Source organism: Exiguobacterium sp. s122 (assembly GCF_018618475.1).
Classification (GTDB): domain Bacteria; phylum Bacillota; class Bacilli; order Exiguobacteriales; family Exiguobacteriaceae; genus Exiguobacterium; species Exiguobacterium himgiriensis.
Genome location: NZ_JACSMD010000002.1, coordinates 320,232 through 347,048, shown reverse-complemented (window position 1 = coordinate 347,048; position 26,817 = coordinate 320,232). Strand labels below are relative to the sequence as shown.

Below are 26,817 nucleotides of genomic sequence, written 5' to 3'. Positions count from 1 at the left end.
TGAGCCAGGATCAAACTCTCCAAAGAATTTGATATAGCTCTTGAAAATGACGAAGCTTGCGCTTCATTCAAAAATTGTAAAACTTTTTTTGCCTCATCGTTCAGTTTTCAAAGTTCGTCTGCCGCTCTTAGCGACTCATTTATAATAGCACCTGCTTTTCCATTCGTCAACTATAAAAATAAAATATTTTAAAATAAGAGGTAACAGCATGTTTCATACGTGGTCACTATATAGAAGAAACACGCTGCCCATTATTGAAACGCAATGATTCGTACCTCATCTAGCCGCGTTAAATCATACGTTTCTTGATCCTTTTCAGCAATGACAATCGGTTGTTCAACACGAGGGGTATAGTGTTGAATGATCCCGCGGACACCGCTACTCAGTACGACGTTCCGTCCGACTTCAAAAAAACCGAGTAACGTCGCCAATAGCGTTAACGCTTCTTCATCATACGCTTCATTTTGCCACATATAGAAATATGCTTCTTCCGGTGTCAGCGCCTGACGGAACGTGCGCGGTGCCGTCAATTGGCAAAAACGATCCGCCACGATAAACAGTGGTGATGCCGGATGGAGTTCACGTTCTTCTAATCGATGGGGGAATCCTGATCCGTCCAACCGTTCATGATGCTCGATAATCAATTTGCTAACACGCTGACGCAGTGTCTGATCTTTTGGTAGCATCGACTCCGAGACGAGTGGATGTTGATAGAGTAGTTCCCGTTCCATTTTCGTGAAGTAGCGCATATGCGACCATTTTCGAATTTTGGCGTAACTCGCATCCGCAAAATAAGACGCAATCCCGTAATCAAATTGCAGGCGATGCTCATCGCCGCGATACTTCGATAACGATTTCGCAATCAATGCCCGATAAATGGCGTGGTGGATCACATGGTTTTTGCGAAGCGGTTGATCTGTAAAGAAAGCGACGACCGCATAGAGCGGATAATCGTTACGGAACAATTGGTGTACAAACTCTAACGCTTCATACGGGTTCGGGGCAATGCGTTCTTCCCATTGATTATAGTGTCGTTCATATTGAAGAATCTTTGCACAGACTTCTTGTTCTTCCTCATGCGTGAAGCGACGGCGCTCAACCGGGGCGACTTCAATCGCATCAACTTTTAAAAAACGTAACAAGCGTAAATGCTCATTCGTTAATTTGAGCCCTGCCTCAAGCGAAGAGACAGACGCTAACAACGTCATTCCAACGTGAACGTTCGAAATGGCCAATCGCATGCTCATTCCTCCCCCTTTATATAAAAAAGGTCGAACGGAAGCTCCGTTCAACCTTTTCGCCTTACTCGGTCTCTTCAGACGATGGGTCGATTTCCGGTGCTTCACCAACAAATCCATTCTCCATGTCGACTGCCGATTCCTCTTCTAGCTCGTCTTTTTTCAATTTCGCGATGGTCGCCAATCGGTCGCCATCTTCAATATTCATTACTTTAACCCCACGTGTACTGCGACCCATTTGTGAGATGGTCTGTGAGTCGATTCGAATCGCAACACCGAGCTCGGTCATCAGCATGATGTCATCGTCTTCATCGACGACACGCATTCCGACGACAGTACCCCGGTCCGTCTTGATTCCGATAATTCCGGAACCGCCTCGTCCTTGCGTACGGAACTGGTCCATCGGTGTGCGTTTGCCATAACCTTTTTCCGTGATGATCAGGACATCTTGCGTTGTCCGTACGATTTCCATCGATACGACTTGATCATCCTCTTTTTTCAAGCGAATGGCACGTACACCGCGAGCCGTCCGACCCATCGAACGAACTTCACCTTCGATTGGGAAGCGAATCGACATTCCTTCGCGTGTCACGATTAACATCTCATCATCGCTCTTCGCGAGACGGACCGTCACGAGCTCATCTGTCTCGTTCAAGCTGATGGCGCGAAGTCCGTTCTTGTTGATTCGGGCATATGCCGAGAGCGGTGACCGTTTAATGAGACCTTGCTTCGTGATGAAGACGAGCGACAACTGCTCATCTGCCACTTCCGCATCCGCATCATCCACAACTTCTTCCGTGACGCCTTGTTCAGCCAAATAGCTGTTGAAGTCGACTGGAATCATCGTCTCGACTTTCTCGCCTTTATCGACTTGAATCAAGTTGATGATCGGCATCCCTTTCGCCGTTCGACTCATTTCAGGAATTTCATATCCTTTCAGACGGAAGACACGGCCGAAGTTCGTGAAGAAGAGAATCGTATCGTGCGTTGAAGCGGAGAGGAGACGTAAGACGAAGTCTTCGTCATTCGTTCCCATTCCTTGCTTCCCACGGCCACCACGACGTTGGGTCCGGTATGAATCCGTCGGAATCGATTTGATATAGCCTTCACTCGTGAGCGTGATCATCATGTCACGCACCGGGATCAAATCTTCATCTTCAAGCTCGACGATGTCGGTACGGATGACCGTACGTCGTGCATCGCCATAACGCTCTTTGATTTCAGTTAATTCGTTGCGGATGATATCGAGCAAGAGCTCGTCATCGCCAAGAATGGCCCGAAGTTCCTCAATCAACGCTTGAACTTCACGATACTCGCCTTCGATTTTCTCGCGCTCGAGTCCTGTCAACCGTTGGAGACGCATATCGAGAATCGCTTGCGTCTGTTCAATCGAGAGACCGAAACGTGCAATCAACTTCTCACGCGCTTCGTCACCGGTCCGCGTGCTACGGATGAGTGCGATGACTTCATCGAGGTGATCGAGTGCGACGCGAAGTCCTTCGAGAATATGCGCTCGTGCCTCTGCTTTGTCGAGGTCGAACTGGGTCCGGCGACGAACGACTTCTTTTTGATGCTCGATATAGTGATAAATCGCTTGCTTAATGTTCAATGTCTTTGGTCGTCCTCCGACGAGCGCGAGCATGTTAACACCGAACGTCGTCTGCATCGGTGTCTGTTTGTACAAGTTGTTCAAAATGACACTCGCGTTTGCGTCGCGGCGGACTTCGATGACGACGCGCATCCCGTTTCGATCCGACTCGTCTCGAAGATCCGTGATGCCTTCGATTTTCTTATCGCGCACCAAGTCGGCAATCTTCTCGACCAACCGGGCTTTGTTCACTTGATACGGAATCTCGTGGACGAGAATGCGTTCCCGTCCATTTTTCAACACTTCAATCTCGGCTTTCGCACGCATCGTAATCGAGCCGCGACCTGTCTCATAAGCACGACGAATGCCGCTCCGACCTAAGATTTCACCGGCTGTCGGGAAGTCAGGTCCTGGAATGTGCTGCATGAGCTCCGCGATTGTAATGTCTGGATTGTGTGTAAGCGCGAGCACGCCGTCAATCACTTCGTTCAAGTTGTGAGGCGGTACGTTCGTCGCCATCCCGACGGCGATTCCGCTCGTCCCGTTTACGAGGAAGTTCGGAAAACGTGCCGGTAATACGACCGGTTCTTTCTCTTCTCCATCGAAGTTTGCTTGGTAATCGATTGTGTTTTTGCCGATATCACGTACGAGTTCCATCGCAATCTTCGACATCCGGGCTTCCGTGTAACGCATTGCAGCCGCGGAGTCACCATCGACCGAACCGAAGTTACCGTGACCGTCGACAAGCTCATAACGATAGCTGAAGTCTTGCGCCATACGAACCATCGTCTCATAGACGGCCGAATCACCGTGCGGGTGATACTTACCGATGACGTCACCGACAACACGAGCCGACTTCTTATGTGGCTTATCTGCACGGATACCGAGCTCGTTCATCGCATAAAGAATCCGACGGTGAACCGGCTTCAAGCCGTCTCGTACGTCTGGAAGGGCACGTGACACGATAACGCTCATCGCATAGTCCATGAATGACGTACGCATCTCTTGGCTAATATTTATATCCTTGATGTTTTCCTGTTCTGCCATTCGTTATTGCCTACCCTTCTGTTTAAATATCGAGGTTCTTCACGTAATGCGCATGTGACTGGATGAAGTCGCGACGCGGTTCGACATTGTCGCCCATGAGCGTCTCGAAGATTTCATCTGCCTCGATGGCGTCTTGAAGGTCGACCCGAAGCATCGAACGCGACTCTGGATTCATCGTCGTGCTCCATAACTGCTCAGGATCCATCTCCCCGAGACCTTTGTAACGTTGTACGCTATATCGTGCATTCTCAGGAAGGCGTTTAATCGCTTCCTGTAATTCACGGTCGTTTTGGACGTAGACGATCTCTTTCCCATGCTTCACACCATAGAGCGGTGGTTGGGCAATATAGACATAGCCGCTTTCAATAAGCGGACGCATGTACCGGTAGAAGAACGTTAAGAGCAGTGTCCGAATGTGGGCACCATCGACGTCAGCATCGGTCATGATGATGAGTTTGTGGTAACGTGCTTTGCCTAAGTCGAATTCTTCCGCGATTCCAGTACCGAGCGCCGTAATGATTGTCCGGACTTCTTGGTTCGCCAAGATTTTATCGAGTCGTGCTTTCTCAACGTTGATGATTTTACCGCGAATCGGCAAAATTGCTTGGAAGTGACGATCGCGACCAGACTTCGCCGATCCACCGGCCGAATCCCCCTCAACGATGTACAGTTCAGACTTCGACGCATCTTTTGATGAACAGTCGGCCAATTTCCCTGGTAATGAACTGACTTCGAGGATACCTTTACGGCGCGTCATTTCACGGGCGCGTTTCGCAGCGAGACGGGCACGTGCTGCCATCAAACCTTTGTCGACAATCAATCGACCGACCGACGGGTTTTCAAGCAAGAACTGCTCGAACGTATCTGTGAAAAGTGAGTCTGTCGCAGTACGCGCGTCGGCGTTGCCGAGCTTCGTCTTCGTCTGTCCTTCGAACTGCGGCGATGGGTGTTTAACCGACACGATTGCCGTCAACCCTTCACGTACGTCATCCCCTGACAAACTGCCGTCGGCCTCTTTCATCAAGCCAAAGCGTTTCGCATAATCGTTAATCGAACGTGTGAGCGCCGTCTTGAAGCCAGTTTCGTGCGTCCCACCTTCATGTGTCGGGATGTTGTTCGTGAACGAGTAGATGTTGCTGGCGAATCCTTCGTTGTACTGGAGTGCGATTTCGACTTCGATGCCGTCTTTCGTTCCGTGAACGTAGACCGGCTCATCGTGAATCGACGCTTTCGAGCGGTTCAAATGCTCGACGTACGACTTGATTCCACCCTCATAGTGATAGTTCCGCTCAATCGTCTCGTCACCACGGTCATCCTTGGCGATGATGCGCAACCCTTTATTCAAGAAGGCAAGCTCGCGGAGGCGCGTAGCGAGTAAGTCAAAGTCATACTCGAGCGTCTCTTGGAAGATGTCACCGTCTGGGAAGAAGCGGACGGTCGTTCCCGTCGTATCTGTCGTGCCGACGATTTCAAGTTCGCCTTGCGGCACACCGCGTTTGAACGATTGATAGTAGACGTTGCCGTTACGACGGACGAATACTTCGAGTTTCGTTGACAAGGCGTTGACGACAGACGCACCCACACCGTGCAGACCACCGGATACTTTATAGCCTCCACCGCCAAACTTTCCTCCGGCGTGAAGTACCGTGAAGATGACTTCGACGGCCGGACGTCCTGTTTTCTTTTGAATATCGACCGGGATGCCTCGTCCATTGTCTTCGACGACGATCGAGTTTCCTGGTTCGACTGTCACGGTAATCGTGTCACAATGGCCAGCGAGTGCTTCGTCAATCGAGTTATCGACGATTTCCCACACTAAGTGGTGAAGACCGCGCGAACTTGTCGAACCGATATACATCCCTGGGCGTTTACGGACAGCCTCTAAACCTTCAAGTACTTGAATCTGATCGGCACCGTAGTCTTGCATTTGTTTTTCGTTTTCGTTACTCATCGGTTTTGTTCACCTACTATACATGAATTGGTGTTCGTCTTAATTGTGCTTCATACAGAATCCGATTCGACTTCGCCTTGTTTCACGTGAAACACTTTAGCTTGTTGAATCGTCTCATGGGCAATGCCATCGATATTGGTCGTCGTCAGGATGGTTTGAACTTTTTTGCCCATCGTGTCGAGCAGATGGGTTTGGCGATGATCATCGAGTTCTGACAAGACGTCGTCTAACAATAAGAGCGGGTATTCCCCGACCTCTTCGTGAATCAATTCAATCTCCGCTAACTTGAGTGACAAGGCCGCAGTGCGTTGCTGACCTTGTGAACCGAACGTTTGGACGTTTCGATCGTTCACGAACAGTTCGAAATCATCACGATGTGGACCGAATAGCGTCACACCGCGTCTTCGTTCGTTCTCTCTTATTTTATCAAACTTTTGACGATACGTTTCAAACATCTGTTCTTTCGGGTAACGTTCTTTTTGGAACGTGTCGGAGACGTATTGAATCGTCAACGTTTCCATATCTCGCGTGATGCCCGCATGAATTGGGCCAGCCCATTTTTCGAGCTGGTCGATGAAATGATGTCGTCTTGAAACGATTTTCACAGCGACTTCAATCAACTGATCGGTCAGGACTTCAAGTAGCGTCTCGTCCCCGCCTTTTATCGACAGTTGTTTCAACAGGGCGTTCCGTTGCTTCAGCGTCTTTAAGTATTGATTTAAGTCGTGCAAATAAATCGGGCTCACTTGCCCAATCTCCATATCTAAAAATCGTCTCCGCCCTTGAGGGCTCCCTTTGACAATCGCAAGGTCTTCCGGGGCGAATAAGACGACGTTGAACGCACCGACGTAATCACTTAAGCGTCGTTGCTCGAGATGGTTCAGTTTCGCTTTCTTCCCTTTTGAGGAGAACGTGAGCGATTGAACCGTTTCACCCGTCCGCTTATGAATCCGTCCTTCAATGAGCGCAGCGTCGGACTCCCAGCCGATCAACTCGCGATCTTGTGTCGTCCGATGGGATTTAGCCAGCGCAAGTACGTAAATCGATTCGAGCAGATTTGTTTTCCCTTGGGCGTTCTCCCCGATTAGAACGTTCGTCTGTTCTGAAAAGTCGAGCTCAAGGGCTTCGTAGTTGCGGTAGTTTTGCAATCGGATCGACATTAAACGCACGTTAGTTGCCCTCGATTTGGAAATCTCCGAAGCCTTCGACTTCAATCTTGTCCCCATCGCGTAGTTTACGGCCACGACGCTGGTCTACTTCCCCGTTCACTTTGATTTGAACGTCTTCCAAGAAAAACTTCGCTTGGCCACCGCTCGAGATGATATCTGCTAATTTTAAAAATTGTCCGAGTGTCACATACTCGGTTGTAATCGACACTTTATTCATGTCGTCACTCCCTTTCCTTCATACTAATTACAAAAAATCGCCATACTTATTAGTTTATCGAAAAACGTCGAATAAGGCAAAAAACGGGGATGATAAGGCACACGACCTTATCATCCCCTTACCGGTTCGTCACAATTACGATGTACGAACTGGCAAAATCAACTGAAGCACACTATCTTGTTCGACCGGACGTAAAATGAACGGACGCATCGAACCGGTAAATTGAATCTCGATTTCTGAAGCGTCGAGGGCGCGAAGGGCGTCCATAACAAATTTCGAGTTAAACGAAATCTTCAGCTCTTCCCCTTCAAGTGACAAGATGCTGACGCGCTCCGATACTTTTCCGACTTCTGGCGAATGCGAACTTACTTCAACCGTCGTCGCTTCTTCGGCGACGAACTTGATGACGTTATTCCGATCGGCACGGGCCAACAGTGAAGCACGGTCAATCGCTTGAAGGAAGTCTTTTGCATTCATCCGGACCGCTGTCCGGTATTCTTCCGGAATCAAGCGTGACGTGTCCGGATAGGCCCCATCGAGGAGACGTGAGAAGAAGGAGATGTTCTTCATGCGGAACAAGATTTGCTGATCCGTCAAAACGATTTCGATTGGCAACTCTTCACGATCGAGCAGTTTCGCGAGTTCGTTGAGCGAGCGGCCCGGGACGACAACATTTTGGAACGTCAAATCATTGTCTGTCTCGAAGCGAGCGCGGCGAAGCGCCAAACGGTGGCTGTCCGTCGCAACACATGTGAGGAATCCTTTCTCAGCCGAGAAGTTCACACCTGTTAGGACAGGGCGTGTCTCTTGTGACGATACGGCAAAACTCGTCTGCCGAATGATCGTCTTTAAGAGATCCGCTGGGAGATAGAAGCGACGGTCGCTCGCGAGTTCCGGAAGACGTGGATACTCATCTGGGTCAAGACCATTCAAATGGAATTCGGCTTGACCTGATTCGATGCGCGTCATGAAGTTCGGTGACACTTCGAGCGTCACTTCATTCGTTGGCAATTTCTTGACGATCTCACCGAGGAATCGTGCGTTCAAGACGACGCTACCTGCCCGTTTGATTTGAATGAGTTCAATCCCACCCTCTTCTACAGGAATCAATCGCTCAATCGAAATCTCCGTGTCACTTCCAGTCAACGTTAATCCATCTGCATGTGCTTCAAGCTTCAATCCTGTAAGAATCGGAATCGTCGTTCGAGAAGCGACTGCTTTTGATACATCTTGTACGGCTTGCATAAATACATCGCGTTGAATCGTTAAATGCATGTGGATAATTCCTCCTAAGTGAAATGAGTCAAAGTCGTAATTCATAGTAAGTATAATAGTATTAATTAAGTCATAATAGTAATAAGGGCTGTGGATACTGGGGATAAGTGCCTTCAACCACTCGTGTTAAGCCATTTCGCCTGTGAATAACTTGTGGATAACTATCGGTGTTTATCCACAGGATATCCACAAGAAAGAATGGCTCGTTTACGTTAAGGCTTTCTTTAACGCTTGAATCGTCTCTTGCATCTCAGAATCGTTCTTTAACAGCGTGCTAATTTTCTCATGGGCGTGGATGACGGTCGTATGGTCCCGTCCCCCAAACTCTTCCCCAATCTTCGGAAGTGAACTCTCTGTCATCTCCCGTGATAAATACATCGCGATTTGTCTTGGGAAGGCGAGCGTCTTCGTCCGTTTCTTCGCTTTTAACTCGTCGACTTCTATATTAAAGTGACGTCCGACGATTTCTTGAATGTCTCGGATGACGATTTTCTTTGCTTCTTGTACCGGCATAATGTTGTGAAGCGCCTCAGCGGCCACATCCGGATCGATGGGACGGCCGACGAGTTTCGCGTAGGCGACGACTCGAGTCAATGCCCCTTCGAGCTCACGAATGTTCGTGTCAATTTGATTCGCAATGTACAACATGACGTCGTTTGAGATATCGAGCTCTTCTGCCGTTGCTTTTTTACGCAAAATGGCAATTCGCGTCTCTAAGTCAGGTGGCGTAATGTCTGTGATTAACCCCCACTCGAAACGTGAGCGTAAACGATCCTCAAGCGTCGGGATTTCTTTCGGTGGACGGTCACTTGAGATGACGATTTGTTTTTGATCGTTGTGGAGCGCATTGAACGTATGGAAGAACTCTTCCTGTGTTTGTTCTTTGCCGGCCAAGAACTGAATGTCATCGATTAAGAGCACATCGATGTTCCGATAACGGTTGCGGAACTCTTCCGTCTTGTTATCTCGGATAGAGTTGATGAACTCGTTCGTGAACTTCTCAGATGAAACGTAAGCGATTCGGGCCCCAGGCTTTTGCCCTTTCACATAATGACCAATCGCATGCATGAGGTGTGTCTTCCCTAACCCGACACCTCCATAAATGAAGAGCGGATTGTATGCTCGTGCCGGTGCCTCAGCTACGGCGAGCGACGCTGCATGGGCAAAACGATTACCTGAACCGATGACGAACGTTTCAAAGATATACTTGTCGTTCAGTTGACCGAGGCTCGCTTCCTCTTTTGATAGAACTGGAAGCGGTTGTTCCTTTGTTTCGGTGACCGCGATCGTCTCTTTTACTCGTCCGTCCGCAGGGGCATACTTGTGTGCCTGTGACTCTTCAATAAAATGAATCTCAAGCTGACTGTTCGTCACTTCTTCGATCGTATCTTGCAAGAGCGATAAGTATTGACGCTCGAGCCATGTCACGATAAAGCTGGCTGGCGCCGAGACGACGAGCGTCGTCCCCATTAACGAAACACCTTCGGTTGATTTCAACCACATATCGAAACTTGCTTTCGGTGTTCGTTCCTCTTCTTCAATCAACGACAACACGTTTCTCCAAATCTCCTGAGCATTGTTCAATGAAAGACCTCCTTTACCGGTTATGTAGGCGAAACTTATTCACACGATATACACAATCACTATTCTATAGTAGATACTAGGATTATCCACAGAGAACAAAAACTGTGGATAAAGTTATCCACACGATGTTGATTATGGGGATAACAGTTATCCACAGCCTGTGTATATCTTGTTTTGCCTAAAAGTTCATCCACAAGTTTGTGCACATTCAGTTTATCAAAATAAAATAGACGTGGCAACGCTTTTCGGTATTTATCCACAGATAGGGAAAACAATCCACAGGTAGTTATCCACATGCTGTGTATAGTGTGGATAAACTGTGGATATGTTGTGGATAAAGTAGAAGGTAAGACAGGAAAATAAAAAAAGTTATGCACAAAAGAGGAAGCGTGAAAAAGGACGAACGTTTTTGTAAGAGAGGAAAACGAAAAAATGAAATTTTGAAGGTTTCGTTTGTTGAAAAAAGAGGAGTTATTCACATATAAGTGTGGATAACTTACGGATGATGTGGATAAAACGGCTTCGTTGGGCTATTTGTAAAGATGACACCCTCTTTCATGTTAATTGTTCATCAATCTTCTTTTTCCCTGCGGACAGGACGAGTGAAAAAACGTACCTAACTAACTCAATCTTTCGGATCCAGTCGCCCTGCCCCGCTCATTGATGACGGTTCAAGGAAAACCTCGGGAAAATGGATTGACATTCGGGGTGACAGTTTATATAATCTTAAAGACTGCCTTAAATGAAACTATAACTTGCTAATAGAGCGTTAACCTTGAGGAGGTGCTTAACCATGAAACCAACGTTTAACCCGAACAACCGTAAGCGTAAAAAAGTTCACGGATTCCGTGCGCGTATGGCGACGAAAAACGGCCGCAACATTCTTGCAGCTCGCCGTCGTAAAGGCCGCAAAGCCTTGACTGTCTAATTAAACTCACAAGATTGCCTGAGGATCACTCCTCGGGCAATCTTTTTTTTGTCACATTCAAATTGAAAAGTTTGATTCGCCCTCGTTGAATCGAAAGGGATATGGTATGATGTTAGTTGACGATTTTTGAACCGAAGGATGGAGTGAGAATTTTGAAAAAAGAATACCGTTTGCAAAAGAATGAAGAGTTCCAAGCGGTGTTTCGCGAAGGACACTCCGTGGCCAATCGTCAGTTTGTCGTCTACACGCTCAAAGCGGATCAAGCTCATTTTCGGGTTGGACTTTCCGTCAGCAAAAAGTTAGGAAATGCTGTGGAACGGAACCGGATGAAACGGCTCATGCGTGAATCGCTTCGCTTACTTGAACCGAACGTCGCCCCTCATCAATACGTCATCATCGCACGAAAACCGGCAACGGCGCTCACACAAGATGAAGTGACAGAGAGTTTAAAGCACGTCTTTAAACGGGCGAAAGTTTGGAAGTCAAAATAAGCCGACCGCTCATGACAATTCGGACTTGTTCTTTCATATATAACGCGAACGAATCAGGATTGACCGATAGACGTGAGATGAAGCAAAAAAGAATCGATACAGAAAGTGTAGGAGGAACTATGAGCAAACAGCTAAAATTAGGATTGTTAGCCGTTATGACCGGTGTCATTATGTTGATGGCCGGTTGTGTCGACCCTTCGACGATCCAAGGAGAGCCGATTACGGCTGAGACAGAAGGCTTCTGGGCGAAATACTTTGTTTGGCCACTTGCCTGGTTATTGAAAGAAGCAGCTTACTTGATTGGTGGCACATGGCAATACGGTTACTCGATTATCGTTGCGACGATTATCGTCCGTCTGTTGATTTTACCGCTCATGATCAAGCAAACGAAGAGTATGGGTGCGATGCAAGTATTGCAACCGGAAATGTTGAAGCTTCGTGAGAAATACAGCTCGAAAGACCAAGAGACACAACGCAAATTGCAAGAAGAAATGATGAAAATGTATCAAGAGTATCAAATCAACCCGCTTGCTGGTTGTTTGCCAATCTTGATTCAAATGCCGATTCTCTTCGCTTTCTATGATGCGATTCGTCGGACGCCTGAAATCTTTGAAGCACGTTTCCTCTGGTTCGACCTCGGGGCACCAGACCCGACGTTCATCTTGCCAATTCTTGCAGCGATTTTGACGTACGCGCAGCAAAAGATTTCAATGGCTGGTCAAGAACAGAACCCACAATTGAAAATGATGCTCTACATCTTCCCGGTCATGATCTTCGTCATGTCGATCACCCTTCCGGCCGCGCTTTCGATGTACTGGGTTGTCGGTTACATCATCTCGATTATCGTGACGATGGCGATCATGCTCCCAATGCGTGAGAAGATGAAAGTTCAAGCGGAAGCGAAGATTGCGGCGAAAGAAGCAGAACGTGCCGCTCTCGCGGAAGAAGAGAAAAAGAACAAAAAGAAAAAACGTAAATAATGCCAAACAGCTGTGACTTCTTGAGTCGCAGCTGTTTTTGTTTAGGTAGAAGTGGAAGGAAGACGGGAATAGAAGAGTAATACTACTTTAAGAAGAAAGGAGTCTTTCCGATGGAGACGTTAATCAAGCGATTGGAGCGTTCCACGCTCGTCCAAGCAGCGGTATATGTGCTCGTCGGCGTATTGATCTTATGGAATCCGCGTTTCTTCTTTGACGTCATTGTCTATGTTGTAGCTGGCTATTTTGCAATTCTCGGACTTTGGGCCATCGTACAAGGGGTTCGCTACCGTCGTAACGGATTACCACCGTCGTTTTTTATGGGCATCATTTATTTGGTGATTGCACTCATCGTCTTCTTTTTTGCTGAAGTGCTCGCGAGCCTACTTCCAATTTTTATCGGCCTTTTGTTTTTGTTCGGTGGTATCATCCGTCTCGTTCAGGCTTTTGGCTACCGCCGTGTGATGGCGAACCGATGGATGTACTTTCTTGTGACGAGTTTACTTTGGCTCGGCATTGGGCTTCTCCTCGTGACGAACCCGTTCAGTAGCCTGCTCGTCTTGTTTCAATTGTTCGGAGGCTTCTTGATTGCTGTCGGGGTGATGGAACTCATTTTATATATCACGCTGCGCCGATCGAGACGCCAAGTCATATGAAGAGCCGCCTCACACGAGGCGGCTTTTTTCACGATGTAGCAACTGTCGATAAAACGTCTCGATTCGTTCGAAGCCTACGATGGACGTTAAAAACGCCTCCTCTGCCTCAAGGCGACGGACATATTCCGTAGCGGCGGAAGCATGCTGTGACGGGGTGAGTCGCTCGTACCACTCGCTGAGCGGAAGCACCCCCCGTGCCGCCACGTCCTTCAAGCCGAGCGTTGAACGGGCTGAATCATAATGTGCCGCGAGCACATAAGCGAAATGGCTCATCCCTTGGCGAAGCATCTCGGTCGCCCAGATGTCGTTTCCTCGATCGCGCGCCTTCGTGTATTGAAAGAAGAACCAAATCGCGTCGAAGGCATGATTGAAGAGCGCATCATCCGACAATGTCAGCGTCGAACGGTGTGATTTGAGTCGCGCTTTAGGATCATAGAGAACGGTCACCTCGTCCTGATTAGTTAACGTCTCAATCGTGACGGTGAACAAATCGACGTGTAAGAAATCGTCATACACGACGATGAGCTGCGGAGCGATAATATGAATCTCGTCCGTTAATAGAATCGGACGATACGTGGCGAGATGGTCATGTCGTCGCGTCAAAAACGAATCCACATCCCCTTCAGCGACGAGGACGTATAAATCGACATCGGAATGCTCGTCCCCTTCACCGCGTCCGAACGATCCCTTCAAAAAAATCGCTTCGACGGCGTCATCCTCACGCAACGCCTCCGTCAATACTTGGATGGCTACTTGTTGTCGCATCAAACTACACTCCCTCTTTGGAAATATATTACTTTATTGTACGAAAATGAGTCGAGAGAACGCAATAAAATCCTGAGAAGTCCGACCCTTTCGTTCAAGTCAAATATCGTGTATAGTAGGTTCGTTATGCATATGATAGAAGAAGCTTGGGAGTTTGGAGGGAGAGAACGATGCTAGAGTTTGACACGATTACAGCCATCTCGACACCGATGGGTGAAGGGGCAATCGGAATCGTCCGCTTGTCCGGCGACCGGTCCGTCGAGACGGTGGCACGCGTATTTTCTGGAAAAAACTTGACGGAAGTCGAGTCACACACGATTCATTACGGCAAATTGAAGCGTCCAGCGACAGAAGAAGTCGTGGACGAAGTGATGGTCAGCATCATGCGGGCGCCAAAGACGTTCACACGAGAAGACGTCGTCGAAATCAATTGCCACGGTGGGATTGTCGCGGTCAATCGTGTCCTCGAGTTGATCCTTGAACAACCGAACGTCCGCTTAGCAGAACCAGGCGAGTTCACAAAACGCGCCTTTTTGAACGGCCGCATCGACTTGTCACAAGCCGAGGCCGTCATGGATTTGATTCGCGCGAAGACGGACCGGGCCATGAACGTGGCGATGTCTCAGATGGAAGGACGCTTGTCTCGCCTCGTTCGCGAGTTGCGCCAACAGTTGCTCGAGACGATCGCGGCTGTCGAAGTGAATATCGACTACCCGGAGTACGACGCCGAAGAGATGACGCAAGCAATCGTCGAAGAGAAGGCCGGAGAGGTGAAGCGGATTCTCGAGCAACTCCTCGAGACAGCTCGTCAAGGCAAGATTTTACGAGAAGGCCTCGCGACGGCCATTATCGGCCGTCCGAACGTCGGGAAGTCGTCGCTCATGAACACGCTCGTTCAAGAAACGAAAGCGATCGTGACGGACATCGCCGGTACGACGCGCGATACGATTGAAGAATACGTCAACGTCAAAGGGGTACCGCTCAAACTGATTGACACGGCCGGGATTCGGGAAACCGAAGACATCGTCGAACGGATTGGGGTCGAGAAGTCGCGGCAAGCACTTGCCGGCGCAGACTTGATCCTACTCGTCTTGAACGGACACGAAGGACTGACACCGGAAGATGAGGCGTTATTCGAAGCGATTTCAGGCATGAATGCGATCATTATCATCAATAAGACGGACTTGCCACAAAACATGGATTCTTCTAAGCTAGAGAAACTAGCGGCTGGGCGTCCGATTGTCGCCACTTCGCTGTTATTAGAAGAAGGAATTGATGCGCTTGAGAAGGCGATTTCGAACTTGTTCTTCGCTAAAGGAGTCGAGTCACAGGATATGACATATATCTCGAACGCTCGACACATTCAACTCATTAAACAGACGATTGAGCAAATCGATGAGGCGCTCGGTAGCGCCCTCATGAACATGCCAATCGATATGGTGCAAATCGATTTACGACGGGCGTGGGATACACTCGGCGAAATCAATGGCGATACGGTCCAAGAAAGCTTGATTGACCAACTCTTTTCACAGTTTTGTCTTGGTAAATAAGAAGGAGGAAATACTATGGCTTATACGGCAGGCGAGTTTGACGTCATTGTCATCGGGGCCGGGCACGCAGGCATCGAGGCGGCACTTGCGTCGGCGCGCATGGGCGCGAAAACGGCAATGCTGACGATGAACCCAGACATGGTCGGGTTCATGTATTGCAACCCGTCAATCGGCGGACCGGCAAAAGGGATTGTCGTTCGCGAAATCGATGCGCTCGGCGGCGAGATGGCGAAAGCGATTGACGCGACATATATTCAAATGAAGATGCTCAACACATCGAAAGGTCCAGCGGTACGCGCGCTTCGTGCCCAGGCGGACAAATTCCAATATCAAAATCACATGAAAAAAGTGCTAGAAGACGAACCGAACTTGCTTCTTCGTCAAGCGCTCGTCGAGCGTCTCCTCATCGAGGACGGAAAAATCGCGGGTGTCGTGACGAACACGGGATCGGAATATCGCGCCAAAGCAGTCATCGTCACGACGGGGACGTTCATGCGCGGTCAAATTATCATTGGCGAACTGTCGTATGAGAGCGGTCCGAACAACCAGATGCCATCGGTCGAACTGTCGAAGCATCTCGAAGAACTCGGAATCGAGCTCGTCCGTTTCAAAACCGGCACACCACCTCGCATCGACGGGAAGACGATTGACTATTCGAAGACAGAGATTCAGCCAGGTGACGACAATCCGTCCCTGTTCTCGTACACGTCGAAAGACCTCGACCCGATTGAACAAATTCCGTGTTGGCTCACGTACACGAGCGAACGGACCCATCAATTGATTGACGAGAACTTGCATCGTTCACCGATGTATTCAGGCGCAATCAAAGGGACCGGTCCACGCTACTGTCCGTCGATTGAAGACAAAGTCGTTCGTTTCAACGACAAGCCGCGTCACCAAATCTTCCTCGAGCCAGAAGGACGCGACACGGAAGAAATTTACGTGCAAGGTTTCTCGACGAGTATGCCAGAAGATGTGCAACATCAAATGCTCCGGACGATTCCGGGACTTGAGAACTCGGAGATGATGCGTCCAGGCTACGCAATCGAATACGATGCGGTCGTGCCAACTCAGCTTTGGCCGACACTCGAGACGAAAGCGATGGAGGGACTGTTCACGGCCGGACAAATCAACGGGACGAGCGGATACGAGGAAGCGGCTGGACAAGGGGTCATGGCCGGGATTAACGCAGCGTGCAAAGTGCTCGGGAAAGACCCGGTCATTTTGGATCGCTCGCAAGCGTATATCGGCGTCTTGATTGACGACCTCGTCACGAAAGGCACGAACGAACCGTACCGTCTCTTGACGTCACGGGCTGAGTATCGATTGTTGTTGCGTCACGACAATGCCGACCTTCGCTTGAGCGATATCGGTTATGACATCGGCTTGCTTTCAGAAGAACGTCATTCACAATTGAACGAGAAGCGCGAAGCGATCGCGAAAGAAGTGAAACGACTAGAGTCGCTCGTCGTCAAGCCGACAGAAGACATGAACGCAATGCTCGAGTCAGTTGGGGCGAACCCGCTGAAAGAAGCGACACATGCGAACATTTTGTTGAAGCGACCAGAAGTAACGTATGCGGCACTCACGACCGTCGTGTCGGCACCGGTTGAATTGCCGGCTGACGTCGCCGAACAAGTCGAGATTCAAGTGAAGTATGAGGGGTATATCTCAAAACAACTTGAACAAGTCGAGAAGATGCGACGGATGGAAGAGAAGCGAATCCCTGAAAACCTCGACTATGACGCGATTGGCGGCTTAGCGACAGAGGCGAAACAAAAGTTGAAACAAGTGCGTCCGCTCTCGATTGGGCAAGCGTCACGTATTTCCGGGGTAAACCCGGCTGACGTGTCGATCTTACTCGTCTATATCGAGCAAGGACAATACGCGACGGTGGAGTGAGACGATGAACGAATCCCAATTTATTGAGGCGTTACAAGCAGAAGGGTTTGAATTGAGTGAGAAACAACTCGCTCAGTTCAAACGCTATTTCGAGATGCTCGTCGAATGGAACGAGAAGATGAACTTGACGGCCATTACGGATCAAGAAGAAGTTTATTTGAAGCATTTTTATGACTCGCTCAGCGCAGCGTTTCATTTTGACTTCACGACCGTCGAGACGGTATGTGACGTCGGAGCCGGCGCCGGATTCCCGAGCTTGCCGCTCAAAATTTTATACCCGCACCTCCATGTGACGATTATCGATTCCTTGAACAAGCGCATCACATTTTTAAATGAGCTCGCGCTTGCGCTTGAGCTCGAAGGGGTCGCGTTCCATCACGGACGGGCCGAGGAATTTGGAAAAAATAAAAAATTTCGTGAGCAATTTGATGTCGTGACGGCCCGCGCCGTCGCCCGAATGACGGTACTTGCTGAGTACTGTTTACCGCTTGCAAAAGTCGGTGGAACGTTCGTAGCGCTCAAAGCAGCGAAAGTTTCCGATGAACTTGTGGACGCGAAAAACGCCTTGGCGGTACTCGGTGGGAAGGTAAAAGCGACACACCAGTTCCTATTGCCAGGAGAGATGAGTGAGCGTAATATCGTAATTGTAGATAAATTACGAAAAACGCCTGGGAAATATCCGCGTAAAGCGGGGACACCGGCGAAAGAGCCACTAATCTGAGTAATCGTGTTTCACGTGAAACTAAAAGCAGATTCCGGTGGGAGTCTGCTTATTTTTTTACATAAGGGGTGCCGACGTTGAAGAAAACATTTGCCAAGTGGTTTGGAAATCGAGAAGAAGTGGCCGTAACGGAAATGGCGCAAGTCAAACCGCACGACCAAGTAGAAGAGATTCAATTGTCGCTTTTGCTTCCGAACCGCTATCAACCGCGTAAAGTGTTCGAGCCGGCTAAAATTGAAGAACTGGCCGTAACGATTCAAGAGCACGGTCTGCTTCAACCAATCGTTGTCAGACGAGTCGAACTTGACCGCTATGAAATCATCGCCGGGGAGCGACGTTTTCGTGCGGCCAAATCGCTCGGTTGGTCGTCGATTCCAGCCATCGTGCGTGATATGGATGACGATACGACCGCCGCACTCGCATTGATCGAGAACTTGCAACGCGAACAGCTCAGCCCAATCGAGGAAGCGGAGGCGTACGAGCGTCTGTTAGCGATGAACGGCTTGACGCAAGCCGCGCTTGCGAAAAGTCTCGGAAAGAGCCAGTCGACCATCGCCAACAAGTTGCGTCTGTTGAAATTGCCGGAAGACGTCAAACATTGCCTACGCGATCGTCAAATCAACGAGCGGCATGCCCGTGCCTTGTTGCCGTTAAAAGAAGAACGGTTGCAACTAGAAGTGCTACTCGAGATTATCGAGCAAGAGTACAACGTCAAAGAGACGGAGCAACGTGTCGAATTTTTACTCACACCGATTGAGGAAGAGAAGCGCAAACCGAAAAAACGGCCACGTCGAACGAAGAGCTTTGCCCGGGACACACGAATCGCCATCAATACGATTCGCGACTCGGTCGAACTGATCGGAAAGACCGGCATCGAAGTAGAAACAGAAGAAGTCGAAGAAGACGGGTTCGTCGAGATTCGAATTCGAATCCCAAAAGCACGGCCACAACAGTGAGCCCGTGCTTTTTTCAATCATCGGAATGAAAAGGAGGAACAACATGGAACGGTTACCAATTAAATTCATTCGCCCGAACCCGAATCAACCGAGGAAGCAATTCGAACCGCAACAGCTCGACGAGTTGCGTCAGTCGATTGAGCGGTATGGGGTGTTACAACCAATCGTCGTCCGCAAGGCGAACGGATTTTATGAGATTATCGCCGGGGAGCGACGCTATCAAGCAGCGAAGCTTGCCGGCAAGTCAGAAATCCCGGCTTTGATCGTGACGGCGGATTCGGATCGCGTCATGGAACTCGCCCTCATCGAAAACATTCAACGGGCCGACTTGAACGCGATTGAAGAAGCGCTCGCTTACGAACAGCTCATGCAGACGCTCGGATTGACGCAACAGCAACTCGCAGAACGTGTCGGCAAGAGTCGAAGTCACGTGACGAACAGTTTGCGTCTGCTCCGCCTGCCGAGCGCCGTACAGCATGCCGTCATGGTCGGAGAATTGACGATGGGGCATGCGCGTGCCATCACCGGGATGAAGTCCGTACAAGCGATGGAACAAATCGCGCGCCGGGTCATCGCCGAACAATGGACGGTCCGTCGCCTCGAACGGTTCTTACAAAAAGAACGGACAGCAAAAAAGACGCTCAAACGCTCGAGCGCCGACGTCGAAGCTGTCGAAGCGGTTCTAGCGGAACGTCTGCAGATGGATGTATCGATTCGCCCCCGTCGGAAAGGTGGCGTCCTCGAACTGAAATATTTCTCACAAGACGACCTGGAGCATCTGTTGACGCTCTTGTCGCCTCAAGACTTTGATTCGTCACGAGATTGACGGAGACGCGTGATCGCCGCCTCTTCGTGATGGAGCCGACCGATGCGCGCATCGAACTCGGCGAACCCTTCGGTGATGAAACGGGCGAGTTCATAGACGAGGTGAAGGCGTGTGTTTTGTAAAATCATCATTTCCATAAAGCCGCTCACGTTGACGACGGCTTTAATGTTGTATTCACCGACAGCCGGTAACTCTTTTTGGACGCCGGCGCCTGGAGCGAGTGGGCCTTCTGAGAAGAAGATGTAGCCGACGCTCGACAGTCGGCCGAGACAGGCATCGATGGCGATGATGAGCGGCCGATGAAAGCGGGTTTGAATCTCGTGAAGCGTCTCGACGAGATTTAACGCATGGACGGGTTTCGTGAGCGTCCCGTAGACGTATAGGTTGCGGACAATCTTCTCTTCGAGAAACGTACCGACGAGAGGACCGAGGGAGTCACCGGTCGACCGATCGGAGCCGATGCAGACAAGGACGATGGGACGATGCGCCTCGCTCGCCAACTGTTCATGCAACTGGTCAGCGAATAGGCTCGATCCGCTTCGTTCGGTATGTTCGATGAAGAACGAGTAGGGTTTGTGTGGTTTTAAGCGAAACGGCATGAATCTCATCCTCTCTTCTGAGCTGCAAAACGTCTAGTTGCTTTGTCGGAAAGATACCGTACTATCCCTTTCCCAAAACGTTGAAACTTATAACGTCTGGATGTAGTGTTTGAGAAAAGTCGTGAAGTATGTTTTGATGGGTTAGAATATACGATTTTACGAGGTGAAAACATGGCTTCACAAAATACAGATCCAACTGATTTGTCTTCAGTGGCGGATCAAACGATGGAAAACGTCAACCGATTCGTCGCTTATTTCCAAGACACTGAGATGTGGATCGGCTTCGGCTTCAAACTTGCCGGTGTCGCACTCATCATCTTGGCACTCTATATCGCATCACGCATTTTAACGTCGATGGTGCAACGCGTCTTCACATTACGCAAAATCCATGAAGATAACATCGTCGCCCAGCGGCAAAACGAAACGCTCTTGAAACTGGCGCAAAATACGATTCGCTACGTGCTCGGCCTCGTCATGATTTTGACGGTACTCGGCCAGTTCGGTGTCAACATCGCTGGTTTAATTGCGTCGGCCGGTGTCGCCGGTCTTGCGATTTCGTTCGGTGCGCAGAACTTGGTGAAAGATGTCATCACGGGTGCGTTCATCATCTTTGAGAACCAATATAAGAACGGAGACTACGTCAACTTGAACCAACAAGTCGACGGGACGGTCATTGAGGTCGGCATTCGCACGACAAAGCTGAAAGGCTTGAACGGGCAAGTGACGATTATCCCGAACGGACAGATTATGCAGGTGACGAACTATTCGCTTGAGAATAGTGTCGCCGTCGTCGATATCGGTGTCGCGTACGAAGAAGACATGGCTAACGTCGAGAAAGCGTTGAAAGAGATCGCCCAGACAGTCGAGGCGAAATATCACGACTTGTTCATCAAACCGATTACGCTCGCCGGTGTGCAATCGCTAGGAGCGTCTGAAGTCGTTTATCGACTTATGGCGGAAGTGCCACCGACGCAACACTTCGCGGCTGGTCGCATTTTGCATAAAGAACTGAAGGCGGGACTAGACGAACGTGGCATCGAGATTCCATATCCACGTACCGTCATGATGTCGCCGACTACTTCAACTAAAGGAGCACCTGGAGATGCAAGCTAAATCGTACGAGTTAAACGATTTTGTGGAAATGAAGAAGCCGCATGCCTGCAAGACGAACCGTTGGCAAGTGACGCGGGTCGGCATGGACATCCGCATCAAATGCCAAGGATGTGGCGCGAGCGTGCTCATGCCGCGTCGCGATTTCGACAAACGGTTAAAGAAAGTGCTTAAAGAAGAAAACGCCGCTGAATAAGAGGCGTTTTTCTTTACGTTCGCGTGTTGAGTTGCGGTTTAATCGTGGACTAACTATAATTGTGAAGGATGTGACGGTGTGGTGTACTAAACGTACCCACTCCACAGACGGTTTAACATTTCCCGGGAAACCCGGATGAGGAGGACATACAAGTGGGATTAACAGCAGGAATCGTCGGATTGCCGAACGTCGGGAAATCGACATTATTTAACGCGATTACGCAAGCAGGTGTTGAGGCGGCTAACTATCCGTTCGCAACAATCGACCCAAACGTCGGTGTCGTGGAAGTGCCGGATTCGCGGCTTGATCGGTTGACGGAACTCGTCCAACCGAAAAAGACGGTACCGACCGCGTTCGAATTCACGGACATCGCCGGAATCGTTAAAGGAGCGTCAAAAGGAGAAGGGCTTGGAAACAAGTTCCTTGCCAACATTCGCGAAGTTGATGCGATTTGCCAAGTCGTTCGTTGTTTTGAAGACGACAACATCACGCACGTTGCAGGAAAAGTGTCACCAATCGATGACATCACGACCATCAATCTCGAATTGATTTTGGCGGACCTTGAACTCGTCGAGAAACGCATCACACGCGTTCAAAAGATGGTGAAGTCAAAAGATAAAGGCGCCGCACAAGAACTCGAGGCACTTGAAATCGTACAAGCGGTGCTCGAGTCAGAGCGTCCAGCCCGCGTCGCGGAATTGACAGATGAACAACTCGCCATCGTCAAGCATTTCCAATTGCTCACGATGAAGCCGATGCTTTACGTCGCAAACGTAAGCGAAGACGAAGTGGCAGACTCGGATAACAATCCGTATGTACAAGCAGTTCGCGAGCACGCAGCGACAGAAGGCGCAAAAGTCATTGTCATCTGCGCCCGCATCGAAGAAGAGATTTCTGAGCTCGAGCCAGAAGAGCGTCTTGAATTCTTGCAAGACCTCGGCATCGAGGAGTCGGGTCTCGACCAATTAATTCGTGCTGCCTACTCTACGCTCGGACTCGCGACTTATTTCACGGCGGGTGAAAAAGAAGTGCGCGCGTGGACGTTTAAACAAGGTATGAAAGCACCGCAATGTGCGGGTGTCATCCACTCGGACTTCGAACGCGGATTCATCCGTGCCGAAGTCGTGTCATTTGACGATCTTTCAGCCGCTGGCAACATGACGACGGTAAAAGAGCAAGGGAAGCTTCGCTCAGAAGGAAAAGAGTATGTCTTCGCCGACGGTGATGTCGTTACGTTCCGTTTCAACGTCTAAGTCAATTTACGAAAACGTGTTGTAAAACGAAGAGAAGTTTGATAGTATATTATGACGTGAGTAAAACAATTGTTTGCTCCTTGCTCCTACAACCGGTAGGAGCCGTTAGTCCAAGAGGAGGTGAAAGATAATGCGTAAATACGAACTTCTTTACATTATCCGTCCATCAGTTGATGAGGAAGCGAAGAAAGCTTTGATCGAGCGCTTCAACAACGTCATCACTGACAACGGTGGTACTGTTGATAAAACAACAGACATGGGTAAACGTCGTTTCGCTTACGAAATCAACAAGATGCGCGAAGGACACTACGTTCTTCTTAACATCACTGCTGAGCCGAAAGCGATTCAAGAAACAGAGCGTCTCATGAAGATCTCTGATGACGTTGTCCGTCAAATGACAACTAAAGACGAGCGTTGATTCTTGACGCTTCATATTGCGAAAGGGGAGCTTTGAGATGATTAACCGAGTTGTGTTAGTTGGTCGATTGACACGCGATCCAGAAATGCGTTACACGCAGAGCGGCATCGCCGTAACTCGCTTTACTCTCGCTTGCGATCGTCCATTCACTGGACAAGATGGGAAGCGCGAGGCGGACTTCATTGATTGTGTCGTATGGCGCAAACAGGCAGAGAACGTGGCACAATATTTGAAAAAAGGCAGCATGGCCGGCGTAGACGGTCGCCTTCAAATCAGTAGTTACGAAGGTCAAGATGGCCAACGTCGTTACCGGGCAGAAGTCGTAGCCGATAGCGTACGCTTCCTTGAACCACGCGGAGCCTCAGGGCAACGTGATACAGCACCGGCTGGAGATGTCTTCGGTGGTGGTGAGTCAAGTGGGTCAGGATGGGGCGCAGCCGCTTCTTCGACTTCATCTCAGTCCTCGAACTCAAACAAAGGTTTTGACGCCGACCCGTTCTCGGGCGGAGGCAAAATCGACTTATCGGATGACGATCTACCATTTTGATCGAGCCGATTCGAAACTAAACTTATAAAGGAGGTCTTCACATGGCACGTCGTCCAGGAGGTCGTCGTCGTCGTAAAGTATGTTTCTTTACGTCGAACAACATCACTCATATCGATTATAAAGACGTAGAATTGCTCAAACGCTTCGTTTCGGAGCGTGGTAAAATTCTTCCACGTCGTGTGACTGGTACTTCAGCGAAATACCAACGTCCACTTACTGTCGCTATCAAGCGCTCACGTCAAATGGCTTTGCTTCCATACGTTGCAGAGTAATCTTGGCGCACGACTTATCCTTCGGGATAAGTCGTTTTTTGTTTATCGTCGGAGTGTAAGTCGAACGGACGGATATGGTATGATAAAGCAGAAACCATTTCGACATCATGGGTGTTTGACACTCATTTTAGGAGGCATACATGCACAGTGGTGAAGCAATAACATCCGTGAAGAACCAATCAAAGCACGCGCTCCCTTACGTGTTCGGGATCCTTGCTGCGTTCGGATTGGCGTTCTACAACATCGTGGCAGCGGTCACCCTGTTCGTTTTCACGCTGATTTTCTTCATCTATCAACAAGTGACGATTCGCCGGCAACGTAGAGCGTGGGAACAGTACGTTCACTCGCTGTCCCACCGGATTGAAGACGTCGGGAAAGAAGCGTTGACCGGGATGCCGATCGGGATTCTCGTCTTTGATGAGGCGCGTCGCATCAGTTGGTTCAACGAGCAATCCCGTCTCATCTTCGAGCTCGAGATGGAACTTGGTATCCCGCTTGATGCGATTCATTCCGCGTTCACCGAGTTGATTGAAGAAGAAGAGGACGAAGCGACGATCGAAGTCGGAGACCGGGTGTATCGTGTGTTATACAATCAAGAATTTCAGACGCTGTACTTGTTCGACATGACGGAGGAGGCTGAGATTGAACAGAAGTACTCAGAAGCCCAGACTGTCATCGGTGTCTTGTATTTAGACAACTATGATGAGATGTCGACGGGGGTCGACGAGCAGATTCGTAGCGAAATCAATCGCCGCGTGACCGTCCTTCTCAATCAATGGGCGCAAAAGTATCACATTTATATGCGCCGGACGGCAGCTGACCGCTTCTTCCTCGTCATGAACGAACGGACGCTCTCAGAACTCGAGAACAATCGGTTCGCGATTTTAGATGAGGTCCGGGAAGCGACGAAAGAACATAAGATTCCGCTCACGCTCTCGATTGGGATTGGTTGCGGGGAGACGTCATTGACTGAACTCGGTAACTTATCACAATCGAGCCTCGATTTGGCACTCGGCCGTGGCGGCGACCAAGTCGTCGTCAAACGGCATAACGGGAAAGTCCGCTTCTTCGGCGGCAAGACGAACCCGACCGAGAAACGGACGCGCGTCCGAGCCCGTGTCATCTCGAACTCGATGCGAGACTTGATTAAAGAATCGAGCCGTGTGCTCATTATGGGCCATAAAAACCCGGATATGGACTCACTTGGCGCCTCGATCGGAATCATGAAGCTCGCTGAGTTCGTCGGACGTGAGGCGTATGTTGTCATTCCGGCCGGCGAGACGAGTGTCGGCATCCAGCGTCTCGTTCATGAGGTCGAGAACGATGAGGAGCTGTATAGCCGCTTCTTGACCGAGTTCGAGGCCCAACCGCTCATCGATGAGCAGACGTTACTCGTCATCGTCGATACGCACCGGCCTTCGCTCGTCATCTCGCCTGATATTCTCGATCGGGCCGAGCGCGTCGTCGTCATCGACCATCATCGCCGTGGCGAAGAGTTCATCGAAGACCCGGTGCTCGTCTATATGGAGCCGTACGCGTCATCGACGTGCGAGCTCGTGACGGAACTGATCGAGTATCAGGCCGGGACGCGTAAACTATCGATTTTAGAAGCGACGTCGCTCCTTGCGGGCATCATGGTCGACACGAAAGGCTTCACGCTCCGGACTGGATCGCGGACGTTTGACGCCGCATCGTTCTTGCGGATTCAAGGGGCCGATACGGTACTCGTTCAACATTTCATGCGACAAGACCTCGATTCATATATCGAACAGTCGCATATTCTTGAAAATACCGAGATTTATTCGGACGGCATGGCGATTGCCGTCGCCCCGGACGATGAACCGCACCACCAAGTGCTCATCGCCCAGTCGGCCGACCAGTTACTCAATATGGAAGGCGTCAAAGCCTCGTTCGTCATCGCCGTCTTACCGGACGGACGAACCGGGATCAGCGCTCGTTCGCTCGGAGACGTCAACGTTCAAGTCGTCATGGAGATGCTTGACGGGGGCGGTCATTTGACGAACGCGGCGACACAGCTCGACGTCAATCGCGACCAAGCGAAGAAGCTGTTGAAAGAAGCGATTGATCATTATTTGACAGATGAAACCGAAGGAGAGGAAACGGAATGAAAGTCATTTTGAAAGTAGATGTTAAAGGGCAAGGAAAAGCTGGAGACGTGAAAGACGTCGCTGACGCATATGCAAAGAACGTCCTCTTCAAAAAGAACTTGGCCGTCGAAGCGACGCCGGGCAACTTGAAGGCGTTCGCGGCGAAAGAACGCCGGGCCGAGCAAGCAGCGGAAGAAGAGTTGAAGGCAGCCCAGGCGCTCAAAGATAAAATTGAGAAAGAGACGATCGTCGTCAAGACGAAGTCAGGTGAAGGCGGTCGCGTCTTCGGTTCGGTCACGAGCAAACAAATCGCTGACGCCTTAAAAGGGATGGGCTATAAGCTCGATAAGCGTAAAATCGAGCTCGAGCACCCGATTAAGGCGCTCGGTTTTACAAAAGTGCCAGTGAAGTTGCACCAGGACGTCACGGCCACGTTAAACGTCCATGTCCAAGAAGCGTGAAGGTGAGGGAAT

The 26,817-nt window shown here is 49.7% G+C and carries 26 protein-coding genes; 17 read left to right on the top strand and 9 right to left on the bottom strand.

Annotation, left to right across the window (positions count from 1 at the left end):
• Nucleotides 1-251: 251 nt before the first annotated feature.
• From KNP92_RS12465 to dnaA, 7 genes are all read right to left on the bottom strand, one after another.
• Nucleotides 252-1,241 carry an HD-GYP domain-containing protein gene (locus KNP92_RS12465; RefSeq protein WP_214840948.1) on the bottom strand — a complete coding sequence of 330 codons (990 nt, stop codon included), beginning with the start codon at nt 1,239-1,241 and terminating at the stop codon, nt 252-254.
• Nucleotides 1,242-1,302: 61 nt separating this feature from the next.
• Nucleotides 1,303-3,873, bottom strand: coding sequence for a DNA gyrase subunit A (gene gyrA, locus KNP92_RS12460; protein WP_214840947.1), 2,571 nt, complete (start codon nt 3,871-3,873; stop codon nt 1,303-1,305).
• Nucleotides 3,874-3,895: 22 nt separating this feature from the next.
• Entirely contained in the window at nt 3,896-5,824 is a 1,929-nt protein-coding gene (gene gyrB / locus KNP92_RS12455; RefSeq protein WP_214840946.1) for a DNA topoisomerase (ATP-hydrolyzing) subunit B, read from the bottom strand.
• A 50-nt stretch (nt 5,825-5,874) separates the two neighbouring features.
• A complete protein-coding gene (recF, locus tag KNP92_RS12450) occupies nt 5,875-6,993 on the bottom strand; it encodes a DNA replication/repair protein RecF (protein WP_211780235.1) in 1,119 nt (372 codons plus the stop codon).
• Between the two features lies 1 nt (nt 6,994).
• The gene (gene yaaA, locus KNP92_RS12445) at nt 6,995-7,210 is read right to left on the bottom strand and encodes a S4 domain-containing protein YaaA (RefSeq protein ID WP_024371095.1); all 216 of its coding nucleotides are present in this window, start codon (nt 7,208-7,210) and stop codon (nt 6,995-6,997) included.
• A 135-nt stretch (nt 7,211-7,345) separates the two neighbouring features.
• Nucleotides 7,346-8,485, bottom strand: coding sequence for a DNA polymerase III subunit beta (gene dnaN / locus KNP92_RS12440; RefSeq protein WP_034806188.1), 1,140 nt, complete (start codon nt 8,483-8,485; stop codon nt 7,346-7,348).
• Between the two features lie 207 nt (nt 8,486-8,692).
• Nucleotides 8,693-10,069 carry a chromosomal replication initiator protein DnaA gene (gene dnaA / locus KNP92_RS12435; RefSeq protein ID WP_214840945.1) on the bottom strand — a complete coding sequence of 459 codons (1,377 nt, stop codon included), beginning with the start codon at nt 10,067-10,069 and terminating at the stop codon, nt 8,693-8,695.
• A gap of 793 nt (nt 10,070-10,862) precedes the next feature.
• On the opposite strand from dnaA, the gene rpmH reads away from it, so the two are divergent.
• From rpmH to KNP92_RS12415, 4 genes are all read left to right on the top strand, one after another.
• On the top strand, nt 10,863-10,997 hold the full coding sequence (gene rpmH, locus KNP92_RS12430; protein ID WP_015880216.1) for a 50S ribosomal protein L34: 135 nt from the start codon (nt 10,863-10,865) through the stop codon (nt 10,995-10,997).
• 152 nt (nt 10,998-11,149) lie between these two features.
• Nucleotides 11,150-11,488 (top strand): ribonuclease P protein component, encoded by a 339-nt coding sequence (gene rnpA / locus KNP92_RS12425; RefSeq protein ID WP_214840944.1) that lies wholly within the window; start codon nt 11,150-11,152, stop codon nt 11,486-11,488.
• 119 nt (nt 11,489-11,607) lie between these two features.
• The gene (gene yidC, locus KNP92_RS12420; RefSeq protein WP_214840943.1) at nt 11,608-12,468 is read left to right on the top strand and encodes a membrane protein insertase YidC; all 861 of its coding nucleotides are present in this window, start codon (nt 11,608-11,610) and stop codon (nt 12,466-12,468) included.
• Nucleotides 12,469-12,578: 110 nt separating this feature from the next.
• The gene (locus KNP92_RS12415; protein WP_214840942.1) at nt 12,579-13,121 is read left to right on the top strand and encodes an HdeD family acid-resistance protein; all 543 of its coding nucleotides are present in this window, start codon (nt 12,579-12,581) and stop codon (nt 13,119-13,121) included.
• Nucleotides 13,122-13,130: 9 nt separating this feature from the next.
• Here the strand turns inward: KNP92_RS12415 and KNP92_RS12410 are convergent, their stop codons facing one another.
• Complete coding sequence (locus tag KNP92_RS12410; RefSeq protein WP_214840941.1) at nt 13,131-13,886, bottom strand: nucleotidyltransferase domain-containing protein; 756 nt, start codon at nt 13,884-13,886, stop codon at nt 13,131-13,133.
• A 170-nt stretch (nt 13,887-14,056) separates the two neighbouring features.
• Between KNP92_RS12410 and mnmE the strand changes: the two genes are divergently transcribed.
• The 5 genes from mnmE to KNP92_RS12385 all read left to right on the top strand — a co-directional run bounded on the left by mnmE (nt 14,057) and on the right by KNP92_RS12385 (nt 19,841).
• Complete coding sequence (gene mnmE / locus KNP92_RS12405) at nt 14,057-15,436, top strand: tRNA uridine-5-carboxymethylaminomethyl(34) synthesis GTPase MnmE (protein WP_214840940.1); 1,380 nt, start codon at nt 14,057-14,059, stop codon at nt 15,434-15,436.
• A 15-nt stretch (nt 15,437-15,451) separates the two neighbouring features.
• The gene (gene mnmG / locus KNP92_RS12400; RefSeq protein ID WP_214840939.1) at nt 15,452-17,338 is read left to right on the top strand and encodes a tRNA uridine-5-carboxymethylaminomethyl(34) synthesis enzyme MnmG; all 1,887 of its coding nucleotides are present in this window, start codon (nt 15,452-15,454) and stop codon (nt 17,336-17,338) included.
• Nucleotides 17,339-17,342: 4 nt separating this feature from the next.
• Nucleotides 17,343-18,059 carry a 16S rRNA (guanine(527)-N(7))-methyltransferase RsmG gene (gene rsmG, locus KNP92_RS12395; protein ID WP_034806205.1) on the top strand — a complete coding sequence of 239 codons (717 nt, stop codon included), beginning with the start codon at nt 17,343-17,345 and terminating at the stop codon, nt 18,057-18,059.
• Between the two features lie 77 nt (nt 18,060-18,136).
• The gene (gene noc / locus KNP92_RS12390) at nt 18,137-19,015 is read left to right on the top strand and encodes a nucleoid occlusion protein (RefSeq protein ID WP_214840938.1); all 879 of its coding nucleotides are present in this window, start codon (nt 18,137-18,139) and stop codon (nt 19,013-19,015) included.
• A gap of 43 nt (nt 19,016-19,058) precedes the next feature.
• The gene (locus KNP92_RS12385; RefSeq protein WP_214840936.1) at nt 19,059-19,841 is read left to right on the top strand and encodes a ParB/RepB/Spo0J family partition protein; all 783 of its coding nucleotides are present in this window, start codon (nt 19,059-19,061) and stop codon (nt 19,839-19,841) included.
• Here KNP92_RS12385 and yyaC read toward each other — a convergent pair.
• Entirely contained in the window at nt 19,814-20,440 is a 627-nt protein-coding gene (yyaC, locus tag KNP92_RS12380) for a spore protease YyaC (protein ID WP_214840934.1), read from the bottom strand. The genes KNP92_RS12385 and yyaC overlap by 28 nt on opposite strands.
• A gap of 171 nt (nt 20,441-20,611) precedes the next feature.
• On the opposite strand from yyaC, the gene KNP92_RS12375 reads away from it, so the two are divergent.
• The 8 genes from KNP92_RS12375 to rplI all read left to right on the top strand — a co-directional run bounded on the left by KNP92_RS12375 (nt 20,612) and on the right by rplI (nt 26,805).
• The gene (locus KNP92_RS12375; protein ID WP_214840932.1) at nt 20,612-21,553 is read left to right on the top strand and encodes a mechanosensitive ion channel family protein; all 942 of its coding nucleotides are present in this window, start codon (nt 20,612-20,614) and stop codon (nt 21,551-21,553) included.
• Nucleotides 21,543-21,746, top strand: coding sequence for a DUF951 domain-containing protein (locus tag KNP92_RS12370; RefSeq protein WP_214840930.1), 204 nt, complete (start codon nt 21,543-21,545; stop codon nt 21,744-21,746). The genes KNP92_RS12375 and KNP92_RS12370 overlap by 11 nt, the downstream gene beginning before the upstream one ends.
• Before the next feature lie 152 nt (nt 21,747-21,898).
• Nucleotides 21,899-22,999 (top strand): redox-regulated ATPase YchF, encoded by a 1,101-nt coding sequence (gene ychF / locus KNP92_RS12365; RefSeq protein WP_211780229.1) that lies wholly within the window; start codon nt 21,899-21,901, stop codon nt 22,997-22,999.
• A 130-nt stretch (nt 23,000-23,129) separates the two neighbouring features.
• Complete coding sequence (rpsF, locus tag KNP92_RS12360) at nt 23,130-23,417, top strand: 30S ribosomal protein S6 (protein ID WP_034806218.1); 288 nt, start codon at nt 23,130-23,132, stop codon at nt 23,415-23,417.
• A gap of 37 nt (nt 23,418-23,454) precedes the next feature.
• The gene (ssb, locus tag KNP92_RS12355; protein WP_034806221.1) at nt 23,455-23,964 is read left to right on the top strand and encodes a single-stranded DNA-binding protein; all 510 of its coding nucleotides are present in this window, start codon (nt 23,455-23,457) and stop codon (nt 23,962-23,964) included.
• 41 nt (nt 23,965-24,005) lie between these two features.
• On the top strand, nt 24,006-24,236 hold the full coding sequence (gene rpsR, locus KNP92_RS12350) for a 30S ribosomal protein S18 (protein WP_015880232.1): 231 nt from the start codon (nt 24,006-24,008) through the stop codon (nt 24,234-24,236).
• 140 nt (nt 24,237-24,376) lie between these two features.
• On the top strand, nt 24,377-26,365 hold the full coding sequence (locus tag KNP92_RS12345; RefSeq protein WP_214840928.1) for a DHH family phosphoesterase: 1,989 nt from the start codon (nt 24,377-24,379) through the stop codon (nt 26,363-26,365).
• A complete protein-coding gene (rplI, locus tag KNP92_RS12340) occupies nt 26,362-26,805 on the top strand; it encodes a 50S ribosomal protein L9 (protein ID WP_214840926.1) in 444 nt (147 codons plus the stop codon). The genes KNP92_RS12345 and rplI overlap by 4 nt, the downstream gene beginning before the upstream one ends.
• The last annotated feature ends 12 nt before the right edge of the window (nt 26,806-26,817 follow it).